13 protein-coding genes are annotated in these 14571 nt (G+C 72.4%); 7 read left to right on the top strand and 6 right to left on the bottom strand.

Annotated elements, in window-relative coordinates:
- Positions 1–62 precede the first annotated feature (62 nt).
- Both F1C15_RS06430 and F1C15_RS06435 read left to right on the top strand, forming a co-directional pair.
- Positions 63–956, top strand: coding sequence for a neutral zinc metallopeptidase (locus F1C15_RS06430; protein ID WP_056057026.1), 894 nt, complete (start codon positions 63–65; stop codon positions 954–956).
- 153 nt (positions 957–1109) lie between these two features.
- Positions 1110–2111, top strand: a complete 1002-nt coding sequence (locus tag F1C15_RS06435) for an NADP-dependent oxidoreductase (protein WP_185233673.1) — start codon at positions 1110–1112, stop codon at positions 2109–2111.
- Positions 2112–2118: 7 nt separating this feature from the next.
- Here F1C15_RS06435 and F1C15_RS06440 read toward each other — a convergent pair whose 3' ends face one another.
- Positions 2119–3021: a carbohydrate kinase family protein gene (locus F1C15_RS06440; protein WP_185233675.1), complete on the bottom strand. Its 903-nt coding sequence runs from the start codon at positions 3019–3021 to the stop codon at positions 2119–2121.
- A gap of 57 nt (positions 3022–3078) precedes the next feature.
- Here F1C15_RS06440 and F1C15_RS06445 point away from each other — a divergent pair, with 57 nt between their 5' ends.
- Positions 3079–4020, top strand: a complete 942-nt coding sequence (locus tag F1C15_RS06445) for an ROK family protein (protein WP_185233677.1) — start codon at positions 3079–3081, stop codon at positions 4018–4020.
- A gap of 255 nt (positions 4021–4275) precedes the next feature.
- Positions 4276–5319 carry an NAD(P)-dependent alcohol dehydrogenase gene (locus F1C15_RS06450; protein WP_185233679.1) on the top strand — a complete coding sequence of 348 codons (1044 nt, stop codon included), beginning with the start codon at positions 4276–4278 and terminating at the stop codon, positions 5317–5319.
- Positions 5320–5463: 144 nt separating this feature from the next.
- Here the strand turns inward: F1C15_RS06450 and F1C15_RS06455 are convergent, their stop codons facing one another.
- The 4 genes from F1C15_RS06455 to F1C15_RS06470 form a co-directional block, all read right to left on the bottom strand.
- Positions 5464–5979 carry a MarR family winged helix-turn-helix transcriptional regulator gene (locus F1C15_RS06455; protein ID WP_185233681.1) on the bottom strand — a complete coding sequence of 172 codons (516 nt, stop codon included), beginning with the start codon at positions 5977–5979 and terminating at the stop codon, positions 5464–5466.
- A complete protein-coding gene (locus tag F1C15_RS06460) occupies positions 5960–7735 on the bottom strand; it encodes an MDR family MFS transporter (RefSeq protein WP_185234131.1) in 1776 nt (591 codons plus the stop codon). Before F1C15_RS06460 ends, F1C15_RS06455 begins: the two co-directional genes overlap by 20 nt.
- 272 nt (positions 7736–8007) lie before the next feature.
- Entirely contained in the window at positions 8008–9141 is a 1134-nt protein-coding gene (locus F1C15_RS06465; RefSeq protein WP_185233682.1) for an AI-2E family transporter, read from the bottom strand.
- A gap of 178 nt (positions 9142–9319) precedes the next feature.
- Positions 9320–10096 (bottom strand): glycosyltransferase family 2 protein, encoded by a 777-nt coding sequence (locus F1C15_RS06470; protein ID WP_056057039.1) that lies wholly within the window; start codon positions 10094–10096, stop codon positions 9320–9322.
- Between the two features lie 31 nt (positions 10097–10127).
- Between F1C15_RS06470 and F1C15_RS06475 the strand changes: the two genes are divergently transcribed.
- Entirely contained in the window at positions 10128–10721 is a 594-nt protein-coding gene (locus tag F1C15_RS06475) for a metallophosphoesterase (protein ID WP_082514587.1), read from the top strand.
- Between the two features lie 43 nt (positions 10722–10764).
- Here the strand turns inward: F1C15_RS06475 and F1C15_RS06480 are convergent, their stop codons facing one another.
- Positions 10765–11727: a thioredoxin domain-containing protein gene (locus F1C15_RS06480; RefSeq protein WP_185233684.1), complete on the bottom strand. Its 963-nt coding sequence runs from the start codon at positions 11725–11727 to the stop codon at positions 10765–10767.
- 308 nt (positions 11728–12035) lie between these two features.
- Here F1C15_RS06480 and F1C15_RS06485 point away from each other — a divergent pair, with 308 nt between their 5' ends.
- Both F1C15_RS06485 and F1C15_RS06490 read left to right on the top strand, forming a co-directional pair.
- Complete coding sequence (locus tag F1C15_RS06485; protein ID WP_056057042.1) at positions 12036–13136, top strand: ABC transporter ATP-binding protein; 1101 nt, start codon at positions 12036–12038, stop codon at positions 13134–13136.
- Between the two features lie 134 nt (positions 13137–13270).
- Positions 13271–14566 (top strand): DUF4032 domain-containing protein, encoded by a 1296-nt coding sequence (locus tag F1C15_RS06490; protein ID WP_056057045.1) that lies wholly within the window; start codon positions 13271–13273, stop codon positions 14564–14566.
- Positions 14567–14571: the final 5 nt, after the last annotated feature.

Consider the following 14571-nt stretch of genomic DNA (forward strand, 5'->3'; position numbering starts at 1 on the left):
CCGCCCCGCCCCGGGCGGCCGCCGGCGGGCGGCGGGCTCCCCCGTCGCGTAGCTTCTGAGCCATGTCCTTCAACGACGACGCCCGCATCGACAGCAGCAAGGTCACGCGGCGAGGCCGCGGCCGCACGATCGGCGTCGCCGGCGGCGGGGTCGGCATCGTCGGCGTGATCATCGTCGTGCTGATCGGGCAGTTCACCGGCGTCGACGTCAGCGGCGTGCTCGGCGGCGGCACCGGCTCCGACGGCGGTGCGCAGTCCGGCGAGCAGGGCGTGGCGAACTGCACCACCGGTGCGCAGGCCAACGAGGACGTCCAGTGCCGCATGGCCGGCGCCGCCGACTCCCTCGACACCTACTGGGCCACCGCGGCCCCGCAGCTCGGCGCGCAGTACGTGACGCCCGAGTTCGCCCTCTTCACGGCCGCCGTCGACACGGGCTGCGGCTCGGCCTCGAGCGCGACCGGCCCGTTCTACTGCCCGCCCGACCAGACCCTCTACGTCGACACCGACTTCTTCGAGCAGCTGCGCGAGCAGTTCGGCGCGACGGGCGGCCCGCTCGCCCAGATGTACGTCGTGGGGCACGAGTGGGGCCACCACATCCAGCAGCTCACCGGGGCCTTCGACCGGGCCGACCGCAGCGCGACCGGGCCGGGCTCCGACACCATCCGGCTCGAGGTGCAGGCCGACTGCTACGCCGGCGCGTGGGTCGGCGCCGCCTCCACCATCCAGGACGACCAGGGCACGACCTTCCTCGAGCCGGTCACCGACGCCCAGGTCGCCGACGCCCTCGACGCGGCGGCCGCTGTCGGCGACGACCGCATCCAGGCGCAGAGCGGCCAGGTCGACCCCGACACGTGGACGCACGGCTCGGCCGAGCAGCGTCAGCGCTGGTTCGAGGCCGGGCGCGCCGGCGGGCCCGGGGCCTGCGACACGTTCAGCGTGCCCGCCGCCCAGCTGTAGGAGGCGCGGGCCGGCACCCGCGACCACGCTGAGGCCGTGCGCGTCGCCGGCCGGCCGACGACCACTGGCCGCTCCGTGAGAACTCCCAGCCAGCTCCCGACCTGTCGTCCCCCGGTCGGAGGAGACTCAGGGCACGCTGCGAGGAGGCACGACATGGCACGTTCGGGCAAGGCGGTCGAGTTCGACCGGTACGGAGACATCGACGAGCTGCACTTCGTCGCCCAGGAGCTCCCCGTCCCCGCCGACGACGAGGTCGTCGTCGAGGTCGTGGCGGCGGGGCTCAACCACATCGAGAACTTCATCCGGCAGGGCGACTTCGTCGACCGCCTCCCCCTCGAGTTCCCCGCCCGGCAGGGCTCCTGCTTCGCGGGCATCGTCAAGAAGCGCGGCGCCGCGGTGCGCGACCTGGCGATCGGGGCCGAGGTGCTAGGCCACTCGATCGGCGGCGGGGCGCACGCGACCTGGGTCACCGTGCCCGCCACGGCGGTCGTCAAGAAGCCGATGAACGTCGAGTGGGAGGTCGCCGGCGGCCTCTACCTCGCCGGGGTCACCGCCTACGACATCGTCCGCGGGCTGCACCTCGGCGCGGAGGACGTCGTCGTCGTGACCGCCGCGGCCGGCGGCGTGGGGCACATCGAGTGCCAGCTCGCGAAGGCCGCAGGAGCGACCGTGATCGGCACCTGCAGCCCCCGCAACCACGACTACCTGCGGTCGATCGGCGTGATCCCGATCACCTACGGCGACGGCATCCAGGAGCGCATCGAGGCGGCGGTCAAGCGCCCCGTCACGGCGTTCATCGACAACCACGGCGGCGACAACCCGGAGCTCGCGACCGCCCTCGGCGTGCCGGCCAGCCGGTTCAGCTCGAGCGACGACCGCCTCGACGTCGAGGTGCGCTTCATCACGGCCGAGCGCGACGACGCCGAGCCGGCGATGATCCTCGGCGCCCTCGCCAAGCTGATCGCCGAGAACAAGGTGCGCGTGCTCATCTCGGGCTTCTACCCGTTCGACGCGGTGGCGCAGGCGTTCGACGACCTCGCCGAGAAGCACTCCCGCGGCAAGGTCGTCGTCGGCATGCAGCCGGTCGAGACCGGCGCGCGGTCGCACTGGTACCTGTCGGGCAAGGCCAGGGCCGTCGCGGAGGCGCGGGACTGACGCGCCCCTAGCCCTCGTCGCCGGGGCGGCGCAGCAGCGCCCCCGGCGCGCGCACGGTGGCGGCGGCGACCGCCATGGCGTCGGTCAGCGCGGCAGCCCAGTCGGTCGAGCCGGGACCGCTCGTGCCCGCGAGCAGGCTGGCGACGATCGACGCGAAGGTCGCGTCGCCCGCGCCCATCGTGTCGACGACCTCGCCCGCCGAGACGGCCACGTCTCGGTGCAGCACCGGGCCGCCCGCGAGCTGCAGGTCGGCCCCGTCGGAGCCCCGCGTGGCCAGCACGGCCCCGGCGCCCGACGCGAGCAGCGCCTCCTGCCAGCCCTCGAGCGAGGTGCCCGCCACGAGCTCGGCGTCGTCGGAGCCGATCTTGACGAGCAGCGAGACGGCGGCCGCACGGGCGAACCCGGCGCGGAAGTCGTCGACGTCGCGGAGGAACCCGGGCCGCGGGTTCGGGTCGACCACCAGCCGCGGCGGTTCGGCGCCCACGTGCTGCAGCAGGCGCTCGGTGAGCCAGGCGTCGTCGAACGGGTACGAGCTGACGGCGACGAGGGGCGCCACGGTGATCGCCTCGACCTGCTCGGGCGAGAAGTCGAGGCCCCGCGCGACGGCTGCCTCGGTGAACGAGTAGCTCGGCTCGCCGTCGACGCGCTCGGAGACCGCGCGGCCGGTGCCGAGCGGGTTGACGGTCGCGACCAGCTCGACGCCGTGCTCGGCGAGGTGCGCGCGGATCGCCGCGCCGTCGGCGTCGTCGCCCACGGCGGCGAGCAGGGTGGTCGGCACGCCGAGCCGGGCGAGGCCGACGGCGACGTTGAGGCCGGCACCGCCGACGTGGTCGTCGGAACCGGCGGGGGTGCGGATCTCGTCGATGAGGGCGTCGCCGACGACGACGACCCGGCCTACGGTCTGGTCCATGCGGGCAGCCTACCGAGGCCCGCCGTCACGGGCGACGGGCCCCGGTACGCTGTCGCCGTGACTGACTACGCTCTCGCCGTCGACGTCGGCGGCACGAAGGTCGAGGCCGCCCTCGTGGCCGCCGACGGCACGCTCGCCCCGGGCAGCCGCGACCGCCGCCCGACCGGCCGCGCCTCGAGCAGCGACGAGCTGGCCGGGGCGGTCCGCGACGTCGTGGCGCACGCCCTGGCCGCGGTCGGGCCCGACGACGTCGTCGTCGGCGCGGGCATCGGCAGCGCCGGCCCGGTCGACCTCGTGCACGGCACGGTCTCGCCCATCAACCTCCCCTCGTGGCGCGGCTTCCCGCTCCGCGACCTGGTCGCCGAGCTCGTCGCGGGCGTCGTCGCCCCCGACGCCCCGGTCACGCTGAGGCTCGACGGCGTCAGCCTCGCCCTGGCCGAGCACTGGGTCGGCGCGACGCAGGGGGCCGACAACGCCCTCGCGATCACGGTCTCGACCGGCGTCGGCGGCGGCCTCATCGTCAACGGCCGCCTGCTCTCGGGCGGCACCGGCAACGCGGGGCACATCGGCCAGATCCAGATCGCCGACCGGCCCGCCGGCCAGAACGCCTCGGCGGCGACGCTCGAGGTCATCGCCTCCGGCCCCAACGTCGTGGCGTGGGCCCGCGCGCAGGGCTGGCAGGGCGAGCGCGGGGAGGACCTCGCGGCCGGCTACCTCGAGGGCGACCCCCTCGCCGTCGCGGCCGTGCGCCGCTCGGCGAACGCCGTCGGCGAGGCCGTGTCGTCGGTCAGCACCCTGCTCGACCTCGACGTCGTCGCGATCGGCGGCGGGTTCTCCCGCGTCAGCGCCGACTACCTCGACCTCGTCCGCCGCACCGTCGACGAGGCCCCGGTCAACGACTACGCGCGGCGGGTGCGCGTCGTGCGCTCCGGGCTGAGCGACGAGAGCCCGCTCGTCGGGGCGGCCGCGCTCGTGTGGCAGGCCGGCCTGCTCGGCTGACCCGCGCCTCCCCCGACTCTGCCTGCCGCAGACCGCCCCGGTGGGCGAGTTCGACGCGAGCGGGCGCGCGTACTGGCCCGCGCGGGTCGAACTCGCCCGCGGTCGCGCGCCCGCGGCACCCGGCCCGTGAGAACGGTTCCCGGCAGGAGCAGCCCCCAGGAGGCGCGCCTAGGCTCGTGTCGTCCCCCACAGCGTCGTCGGAGATCAGCGCGCCCACAGGCGCGCGAGACACCCGCAACCCCCGGAGGTAACCCCGTGCCCACCACCGTCCCCGCTCTCGTCGCCGCCTCGGCCGGCGCCTCGTTCGAGCGCAGCACCATCCAGCGTCGCGACGTCGGCGCCCACGACGTGCAGATCGACATCGCCTTCGCCGGCATCTGCCACAGCGACATCCACCAGGCCCGCGAGGAGTGGGGCAAGGCCATCTTCCCGATGGTGCCCGGCCACGAGATCGCCGGCGTCGTCACCGAGGTCGGCTCCGAGGTCACGAAGCACAAGGTCGGCGACCGCGTCGGCATCGGCTGCTTCGTCGACAGCTGCCGCGAGTGCGAGAACTGCCTCGCCGGCGAAGAGCAGTTCTGCGTCAAGGGCAACGTGCCCACCTACAACGGCCGCGAGTACACGGGCGAAGAGACCTACGGCGGCTACAGCAAGCAGATCGTCGCGAACGAGAACTACGTGCTGTCGATCCCCGAGGGCATCGCGCTCGACGAGGCCGCGCCGCTGCTCTGCGCCGGCATCACCACCTACTCGCCCCTGAAGCACTGGGGCACCGGCCCCGGCACGAAGGTCGCCGTCGTCGGCATGGGCGGGCTCGGCCACATGGCCGTCAAGATCGCGCACGCCATGGGCGCCGAGGTCACCGTCATCAGCCAGACGCTCTCCAAGCAGGAGGACGGCCTCAAGCTCGGCGCCGACCACTACTACGCGTCGAGCGACCTGTCGACCTTCGACGAGCTGAAGAGCTCGTTCGACCTGATCATCAACACGATCTCGGCCGACATGGACATCGACGCCTACGCCCGCACGCTGCGCCTCAACGGCACCATGGTCTTCGTCGGCCTGCCCGAGAACCCGCAGTCGTTCCGCGCCGGCTCGCTCATCATGGGCCGTCGCAGCCTCGCCGGCTCCAACATCGGCGGCATCCGCGAGACGCAGGAGATGCTCGACTTCTGCGCCGAGCACCACATCGGTGCCGAGATCGAGACGATCAGCGCCGACCAGGTCGACGAGGCCTACGAGCGCGTCGTCGCGAGCAAGGTGCGCTACCGCTTCGTGATCGACACCGCCACGATCTAGTCGCCCCGCAGCACGACGACGGCCCCCTCCCGACCAGGGAGGGGGCCGTGGTCGTCCCCGGGCGGGTCCGTCGATCCCGGGCGACGGTGTCAGCCCGTCGCTGTCGTGGTCGCCCGCCGTCGACCCCGAGGAGTCGCGGGTCGCCTACCGCGGGCCGGCGGGCGTGTTGAAGCGGTGCAGCCAGCCTGAGAACTGGGCGAGCTCGTCGTCCGTCCAGCCCTCGACGTGGCTGCGGAACACGGCGCGGTTCTCGTGACGGACCTCGAGCATGCGCGCCTCGGCCCGCTCGGTGCTGCGCAGCGTCGAGACGCGGCCGTCCGAGGCGTCGGCCACGACGTCGACGAACCCGGCGTCGCGCAGCAGGGCGACCTGCCGGCTCACGGCGCTCTTGTCCATCGCCATCGCACGGACGATCTCGCCGGCCGTGCAGGGCTGGTGCTTCATCACGTAGCGCAGCACGTAGAACGCCGTCGGCGGCACGTCGGGGTCGAAGCGGGAGGCCGCGGCCGCGATGGTGCGCTTCGCCTCCACCATGAGCGAGCCGATCTCGTCGACCACGCTGGCCATCAGGCCCTCCCGGCCCTCGTCGTCGGCCACGGGGAGGCGCGGGGCGTCGAGCACCGCGCCTCCCGGCTGGCCGTCATCGATCGGCTGCGACATCCTTCTCCTCGACCAGGGACGAGAACACCGGGCTCTCGCTCAGCTCGTCGTCGGACACGGGGTGGCCCGCCACCTCGGCGGCCCCGGTCGCGATGATCGTATCGACGGTCCCGGTGCGCGGCTGCGCGTCGGCCGGGGCGCTCGAGACCGCGGGCGCGAGCCCGGCGGTCGCCGCGGCGCCCTTGGTCGCCGGGGAGGCGGAGGCTCCGTCGACCGGTGCCGCGCCTCCCTGGGGGCCGGCCGCGGCGGCGCGCTGGATGCCCGACTTCGTGCCGAGCTCGACGTTCGGCAGCAGGCAGACGAACACGATGGTGATGATCGCGAGCGGGGCCGCGATGAGGAAGACGTCGGCGACGCCCTGGCCGTAGGCCGACTCGATGATGGTGCGGATCGGGCCGGGCACGGTGCTGAGGTCGGGGATGCTCGTGGTCGACTCGCCGCTGCCGAGCGCGCTCGGGTCGACGCCGGCGTCGGTGAGCCCGTCGGTGATGTAGCCCGAGACCTTCGTGCCGAGCACGGCGCCCATGACCGAGACACCGATCGTGCCGCCGAGGCTGCGGAAGAACGCGACGCTCGAGGAGGCGGCGCCGACGACGCTCACGTCGACGGAGTTCTGCACGACGAGCACGAGGTTCTGCATGACCATGCCGATGCCGAGCCCCATCATCGCCATGAAGACGGAGACGACGGCGAAGTTCGTGTCGTACTCGATGGTCGACATGAGGAAGAGGCCAGCGGCGAGGAGGATCGAGCCCACGATCATGTAGGGCTTCCACTTGCCGTACTTCGAGATGAGCGCACCGGCGACCATCGACGAGATCAGCAGGCCGAGCACCATCGGCAGGGTCAGGATGCCCGCCATGGTCGGCGACTGGCCGCGGGCCAGCTGCATGTACTGGCCGAGGAAGACGCTGGTGCCGAACATCGCGACGCCGACGCTCAGCGAGGCGATCACCGCGAAGGTGAACGTGCGGTTCTTGAAGAGCGTGAGCGGGATGATCGGCTCCTTCGAGCGGAACTCCACGACGACGGCGAGGGCGAGCAGCACGGCTGCGCCCAGGCCCATCAGCCAGCTGGTGGCCGAGGCCCACTCGAACTGCTTGCCGCCGAGCGACACCCAGATGAGCAGCAGCGAGACGCCGCCGGCGATCAGCCCGGCGCCCCAGTAGTCGACGACGACCTTCTTCTTGGGCTTGGCGGGCAGGTGCAGCGTGCGCTGGATGACGATCAGCGCGGCGATGCCGACCGGCACGCCGACGAAGAAGTTCCAGCGCCAGCCGATGGTGTCGGTGAGCACGCCGCCGAGCAGCGGGCCGCCGATGGTGCCGACGCTCATCACGGCACCGAGGTAGCCCATGTACCGGCCGCGCTCACGCGGGCTGATGATGTCGCTCATGACGACCTGCACCAGGGCGGTGAGGCCGCCGGCGCCGAGGCCCTGGAAGACGCGGAAGGTGATCAGCGTCGCGGTGTCCTGCGAGAAGCCGGCCGCGACCGACGCGAGCACGAACAGCACGAGGGCCACCTGCAGCAGCACCTTGCGGTTCGTGAGGTCGGAGAACTTGCCCCACAGGGGCGTGCTGACGGTCGTCGCGAGCAGCGTGGCGGTGATGACCCAGGTGTACGAGGTCTGGCTGCCGTTGAGGTCGCTGACGATTCGCGGCAGCGAGGTCGACACGACGGTCGACGAGAGGATCGCCACGAGCATGCCCATCAGCAGGCCCGACAGGGCCGTGAGGACTTCGCGGTGGCTCATGCCGGGCGCTTCGCCCGGTTCGTGGGGAGCTGCGGGCTTCGTGCCCGCGGCGGTGGTGGTCTGCGACAAGGTGCGCTCCGTGGTCGTTCTGAGATGGGGGTCGCTGACCGCCGTTGGTCAGGTAGTTGCTGAACGTCAACCATACGCCGTAGTTGACGGAACGCAACCATCTCGCTGCAGATCGTGCAGACTTTTTCCCGAGATACGTCCGCACACGACGGAGGCGCGGTGTGCGTTCTCCGCACACCGCGCCTCCGGCAGGCCCTCGCGGGCTAGCGCACTTCCTCCGGCCGTTTCTTCCGGAACATCTCCGCCGGCTGGTGCTCGCCGTTCCACACCTGCGTGATGCCCCAGACCACGGCCATCAGCGGCACGGCGATGACCGCGCCGACGACGCCGCCGAGGATGGTGCCGGCGGTCAGGGCGACCAGGATGACGAGGCCGTGCAGCTGCAGGGTGCGGCCCATCAGCACGGGCTGGAGGAAGTTGCCCTCGAGCTGGTTGACGAGCACGACGACCGCGATGACCCAGATGGCGGCCACGGGGCCGTTGGCCACGAGGGCGACGAGCGCCGCGAGGATGCCCGCGGCGGTGGCGCCGACGAGCGGGATGAACGCGGTGAGGAAGACGACCACGGCCAGGGGCAGCGCCAGCGGCACGCCGATGATCGCGAGGCCGATGCCGATGCCGATCGCGTCGACCGCGGCGACGGTGGCCGTGCCGCGCACGTAGCCGCCGAGGGTGGCGACCGTCTTGTCGCCGATGCGACGGGCCCGGGCGTACTGCTCGCCCTTGAACGGGCGGAGGAGGAACTCCCAGATGGCCGGGCCGTCCTTGAGGAAGAAGAACAGCACGACGATCATCAGCACGAGTCCGGTCGCGAAGCTGCCGATCGCACTCGCGCCGGCGAGGGCGCCCGAGCCGAACTGCGCGCTCGTCACGAAGTCGACGACGGTGTTCCGCACGGACTCGATCTGGTCGTCGGTGATCGAGAACGGCAGGGTGGTGATCCAGTCCTGAAGCTGGTTGAAGCCCTCCGTCGCCGACTTGGCGAGCGTCGACGCCTGGTTCTCGACGGCCCAGACGAGCAGCCAGCCGACGAGGCCCAGCACGACCACGACGCCGAGCAGGGCGATGATCGTGGCGAGGAGGCTCGGCACCCGGTGCCGGCGCAGGAAGGCGATCAGCGGGTACATCGCCGAGGCGAAGATCAGCGCGAGCAGCACGGGCAGCGTGACGAGGCTCAGCGAGAGGAAGGTGTAGATCACGGCGATGCCGACGACGACGACGGCGATGATCTGCAGGCTGCGGATGGCCAGGCGGCCGAACGCGTCGGTCCAGATGCTGCTCTGGACGGCGGCGTTGTGCTCGACCACCTCGGCGTCCTTGGTGCGGAAGAGTCCCACGGTTCGTCCTCGTCGTTCTGTGTGGTGGTCATGGTGCGCGGCCGGAGGGCGTGCGACGACGTCGTGCGGTGCACGACCGTCTCATCGAACTACCTGAGGGGCCCGGAGGGCCACCTGCCACGCGGGCGACGGGAGAGGAGCCGCCGGGCGGAGCCGCCGGGCGGAGCCGCGGGGCCCGTCAGGCGCGGGGCCGCAGACGACGCCAGACGGCGCGCGTGCGCAGCGGGTCGGCCCGCCACCAGCGGGTGAACGGCACCCCCGAGCGCCCGTGCACCGCGAAGACCCGCAGCGCGCGCCGCGTCCGCAGCCCCGGGTCGGCGCCCCGGTCGAACGGCCGCGCCGAGATGCCCGCCACGACGTCGCGCCGGTAGACGAGGCGGCCGCCCCGCGTCGGCGCCAGGTCGCCGAGGTGGAGGGCGAGGTCCATGTCGTCGTGCAGCCCCGTGTCGCGGCGGTGCACGACGTCGCTCACGGCGGCCCACGCCGACCGGCGCATCATCATGGTCGACCCGAACAGCGGCCAGTGCGCCAGCGCCGAGCCCACGAGCCAGTGGTACGCGCCGACGTACGCCGCCGAGAGCAGCCTCTGGGCCCCCACGGGCGCGTCGTAGAAGCGGGCGTTCGTCGTGACCGCGAGCACGTCGCCGTCGGCCTCGAGGGTGGCCGCGAGCTCGGCGACCCACGTGCGCGGCAGCACGCTGTCGGCGTCGCAGCGACCGATCAGGTCGCCGGTCGCGGCGTCGTACCCGGTGGAGGCGGCGGCCGCGATCCCGACGACGGGCTCGGTGACGACGCGCGCACCCGCCGCGGTCGCGACCGCCACGGTGTCGTCGGTGCTGCCGTTGTCGACCACGAGCACCTCGTCGGGCAGCCGCGTCTGGCGCGCGAGCGACCGGAGGCAGGCCTCGAGGTGCCGCGCGTCGTCACGGACCGGGATCACGACGGAGACTCGCACCGGCCCAGTCAACCGCGCCTAGCCTGGGCCGGTGACCACCACCGTCGTCGTCGTGTCCGACACCCACGTGCCGCAGAAGGCCCGCGCGGTGCCCGACGAGCTCTGGGCGGCGGTCGAGGCCGCCGACGTCGTCGTGCACGCCGGCGACTGGACCGGCACCGCGATCCTCGACGAGTTCGAGCGGCGCTCCCGACGCCTGGTCGGCGTCTGGGGCAACAACGACGGCGACGAGCTCCGAGCCCGGCTGCCGGAGGTGGCCCGCGAGACGATCGACGGCGTCCGCGTCGCCGTCGTCCACGAGACGGGACAGAAGGAGGCGCGGGAGGCCCGGGCGGACCGCCTCCACCCCGAGACCGACCTGCTGCTCTTCGGCCACAGCCACATCCCGTGGGACTCGACCACCGCCTCCGGCACGCGCCTGCTCAACCCCGGGTCGCCGACCGACAAGCGGCGACAGCCGCGGGCGACGTACCTCAGCCTCGTGCTGGACGCGGGCACCGTGCGCGACGTCGTGCTGCACGAGCTGCCGCTCCGGCCGACGACCCGGTCGCGCCGGGCCGACCTGCCCGCGGGGCCGGTGCGGGAGATCGACGTGATCGTGCCCCACCCGCGCCGCCGCGACTGACGGCGACGCGAGCCGGGGCGGTCGGGCCGGGGAGGCGCCGCGGCTAGGAGGCGGGAGTCTCGGCCGGGGCCGGCGTCTCGGCCGGTGCCGACTCGGTGGGCTCGGGCGTCGGCGTGGCCGTCGACGTCGCCGAGTCGGAGTAGCTGTTGCCGGCCGCGGTCACGACGAAGTTGCGGAACTCCTCGTTGGTGAACGGCAGGCTCGGGTCGTACTGCTGGCCGTTGACGAGGACGGTGGGCGTGCCGCGGAAGGTCTCGACGTCGCTGTTCGGCAGCGGCCCGTCGAGCACGCGCTCGGTCGAGGCGCTGACCCAGGAGGCGAACGTCTGGTCGTCGATGCAGGTCTCGATCGCCGAGGCCTGCTGCACGCCGTCGACGCCCGTGGCGATGTCGGCGAGCTGCGAGTCGTCGAGGCCGCGCGTGCCCTCCTCCGGCTGCTGCTCGAACATGGCGGTGTTGAAGTCGAAGAAGGAATCGGGCGCGTAGTTCGCGACGCAGGCGGCGGCGTTCGCGGCGCGGTTCGAGTACTTCGTGCCCAGCGAGCTGTTGGTCAGGATCGCGATCGGGTGGTACTCGACCGTCGCGGCGCCCGACGACACGAGGCCGGCGATGTAGTCGTTGTTGGCCGCCTCGAACTGGCCGCAGATCGGGCAGAGGTAGTCGAGGTAGACGACGATGTCGACGGTGTCGGAGGCCGCCGTGGTCTCCGTCGCGACGGGCTCGTCGCCCGCGTCGAGCGCGGGGGTCGTCTGCGCGACGAAGTCCTGGCCGATGCGGATGCCGTCGCTGGCCATGTTGGCGGGGCCGGGGCCGGCCGGCTTGATGCTGTTCGTGATGACCAGGACGACGCCGACGACGATCGCGACGACGACCAGGCCGAGGCCGCCCTGCAGCACCCAGCGGCTCGTCCGCTGACGGCGCTTCTGCTTCTTGCGGGCGAGCTGCGCCTTCTCGCGGGCGGCGGCCCGACGCTGGTTCTTGGTCAGCGACTTGTCGTTCTCAGTCATGGGGGTGCGGTTCTCCGATGCGCGACGGGGGTCGGGGCGTCGCGTCGTTGAGGGGCAGACGGGTAGGGCGGAGCGGGTCGGAGAGCACGTGGCGCGCCTCCGGCCCCCCGTGATCCTAGGAGAGCGCGCTGGGAGATGTCCGGACACCATCCCCCCGACCCCCCTCCGGCCACCCGTCCGGGGGCCCTGCCAGGGGCCGTTCTGTGGCATGCTGAGGCGCGGTGGTCATCGTCGACCGACACGGTTGATCACCGTCCATTCACAACGGATCGTCCGGCACGTACCTGCCGGTGAAGGAGAAACGAATCATGGCGTCCGTGACGTTCAGCAAGGCAACCCGTCTCTACCCCGGCTCGACCCGCGCAGCGGTCGACGCCATCGACCTCGAGGTCGCCGACGGCGAGTTCCTCGTCCTCGTGGGCCCCTCGGGCTGCGGCAAGTCGACCACCCTCCGCATGCTCGCCGGCCTCGAAGAGGTCAACAGCGGCGACATCTTCATCGGCGACCGCAACGTCACCGACGTGCCGCCGAAGGACCGCGACATCGCGATGGTGTTCCAGAACTACGCGCTGTACCCGCACATGACCGTCGCCGAGAACATGGGCTTCGCGCTCAAGATCGCCGGCGTCGGCAAGGAGGAGCGCGCGACCCGCGTCCTCGAGGCCGCGAAGCTGCTCGACCTCGAGCCCTACCTCTCGCGCAAGCCCAAGGCCCTCTCCGGTGGTCAGCGTCAGCGCGTCGCCATGGGCCGCGCCATCGTGCGCCAGCCCCAGGTCTTCCTCATGGACGAGCCGCTGTCGAACCTCGACGCCAAGCTCCGCGTCCAGACCCGCACCCAGATCGCCTCCCTGCAGCGTCGCCTCGGCGTCACCACGGTCTACGTCACCCACGACCAGACCGAGGCCCTGACCATGGGCGACCGCATCGCGGTCCTCAAGGACGGCGTCCTGCAGCAGGTCGGCACCCCCCGCGACCTGTACGAGAAGCCGCAGAACGTCTTCGTCGCCGGCTTCATCGGCTCGCCGGCCATGAACCTCCTGCCCGCCGACGTCGTCGACGGCGGCATCAAGTTCGGCACGGCCGTCACCTCGGTCGACCGCGACACCGTCGGCCAGGCCAACGGCAAGAGCGTCACCGTGGGCGTCCGCCCCGAGGACGTCGTGGTCAACACCACCGGCGAGGGCCTCGCGGTCACCGTCGACGTGGTCGAGGAGCTCGGCGCCGACGGCTACCTCTACGGCCACACCGAGGTCGACGGCGCGCGCGTCGACATCGTCGTGCGCGTCGACGGCCGCAACCACCCGGGCCTCGGCGACACGATCTACATCACGCCGCAGGCGCACCACGTGCACGTCTTCGACACCGAGAGCGGCCAGCGCCTCGGCGACAAGGCCGTCGTCAGCGCGTAGCCCCCGCACCCCCGATCGGCCCGTCGCGTCGCCAGGAGAACCTCTCCGAGCGACCCGGCGGGCCGATCGCCCGTTCCGCCCCCGACCACCCCCGATCGCCCGGCGCGCCCCGGCCGTCCGACCAGAGAAGACCCATGAGCGACTCCCTCAACATCACCTCGGCCACCGTCGACCCGGCGCTGCTCGACCTGCCGTGGTCCCTCCCCCTCGACGAGTGGCCCGACGAGGCCATCGCGGCCCTGCCGAAGGGCATCTCGCGGCACCTGGTGCGCTTCGCGCACCTCAGCGGCTACGTGATCGCGATCAAGGAGACCTCGGGCGAGATGGCCCGGGGCGAGTACGAGATGCTCCGCACCCTGCAGCGGATGGACATCCCCTGCGTCGACCCCCTGGCGGTCATCACGAACCGGCGCGACGTCGACGGCTCGCCCCTCAACCCCGTGCTCGTCACGCGGCACCTCAAGTTCTCGCTGCCCTACCGGGCGCTGTACTCGCAGACCCTCCGCCCCGACACCGCGAAGCGGCTCGTCGACGCGCTGGCCCTGCTGCTCGTGCGCCTGCACGTCATCGGCTTCTACTGGGGCGACGTCTCGCTCTCGAACACGCTCTTCCGGCGCGACGCGGGGGCCTTCGCGGCGTACCTGGTCGACGCCGAGACCGGCAAGCTCTACCCGGGCGGGCTCTCGAACGGCCAGCGCGAGAACGACCTCGAGGTCGCCCGCGTCAACATCGCCGGCGAGCTGCTCGACCTCGAGGCCGGCGGGCGCCTCGACGACAACCTCGACGCCGTCGACGTGAGCAACGGGATCGTCGCGAAGTACCGCAGCCTGTGGACGGAGCTGACCGGCAGCGAGACGTTCTCCAGCTCGGAGCGCTGGCGCATCACCGACCGGGTCGAGCGGCTCAACGACCTCGGCTTCGACATCGAGGAGCTCGCGATCAAGACGGCCGAGGGCGGCACCCAGGTGCGCATCCAGCCCAAGGTCGTCGACGCCGGCCACCACTCCCGCCGCCTGCTGCGCCTCACCGGCCTCGACGTGGAGGAGAACCAGGCCCGGCGCCTCCTCAACGACCTCGACGCCTACCGGCTGCGGACCGGCAACACCGACGCGGACGAGGAGATGGTGGCGCACGAGTGGGCCGCCCGGGTGTTCGAGCCGGTCGTCCGGTCCATCCCCCGCGACCTCCGCGGCCGCCTCGAGCCGGCGGAGGTCTTCCACCAGCTGCTCGAGCACCGCTGGTACCGCTCGCAGCAGGAGAACCGCGACGTGCCCATCGCCGAGGCGCTGACCTCGTACATCAACGACGTGCTGCGGCACCGCCGTGACGAGCGCACCGTCATCGACCCGGCCACCGAGTCGATCACCCTGCCCGACGCCGAGCTGCTCGAGGCCGAGGACGACGACGACGACTGGCGCTCCAAGGTCTGACCCCG

The sequence above is a fragment of the Frigoribacterium sp. NBH87 genome, assembly GCF_014217665.1.
In the GTDB taxonomy this organism is placed as follows: domain Bacteria; phylum Actinomycetota; class Actinomycetes; order Actinomycetales; family Microbacteriaceae; genus Frigoribacterium; species Frigoribacterium endophyticum.

Coding starts and splice junctions, on each gene's coding strand:
- F1C15_RS06485 (WP_056057042.1), top strand. CDS start 12,036: ATGGCGTCCGTGACGTTCAGCAAGGCAACCCGTCTCTACCCCGGCTCG.
- F1C15_RS06490 (WP_056057045.1), top strand. CDS start 13,271: ATGAGCGACTCCCTCAACATCACCTCGGCCACCGTCGACCCGGCGCTG.
- F1C15_RS06455 (WP_185233681.1), bottom strand. CDS start 5,979: ATGTCGCAGCCGATCGATGACGGCCAGCCGGGAGGCGCGGTGCTCGAC.
- F1C15_RS06440 (WP_185233675.1), bottom strand. CDS start 3,021: ATGGACCAGACCGTAGGCCGGGTCGTCGTCGTCGGCGACGCCCTCATC.
- F1C15_RS06435 (WP_185233673.1), top strand. CDS start 1,110: ATGGCACGTTCGGGCAAGGCGGTCGAGTTCGACCGGTACGGAGACATC.
- F1C15_RS06430 (WP_056057026.1), top strand. CDS start 63: ATGTCCTTCAACGACGACGCCCGCATCGACAGCAGCAAGGTCACGCGG.
- F1C15_RS06460 (WP_185234131.1), bottom strand. CDS start 7,735: ATGAGCCACCGCGAAGTCCTCACGGCCCTGTCGGGCCTGCTGATGGGC.
- F1C15_RS06480 (WP_185233684.1), bottom strand. CDS start 11,727: ATGACTGAGAACGACAAGTCGCTGACCAAGAACCAGCGTCGGGCCGCC.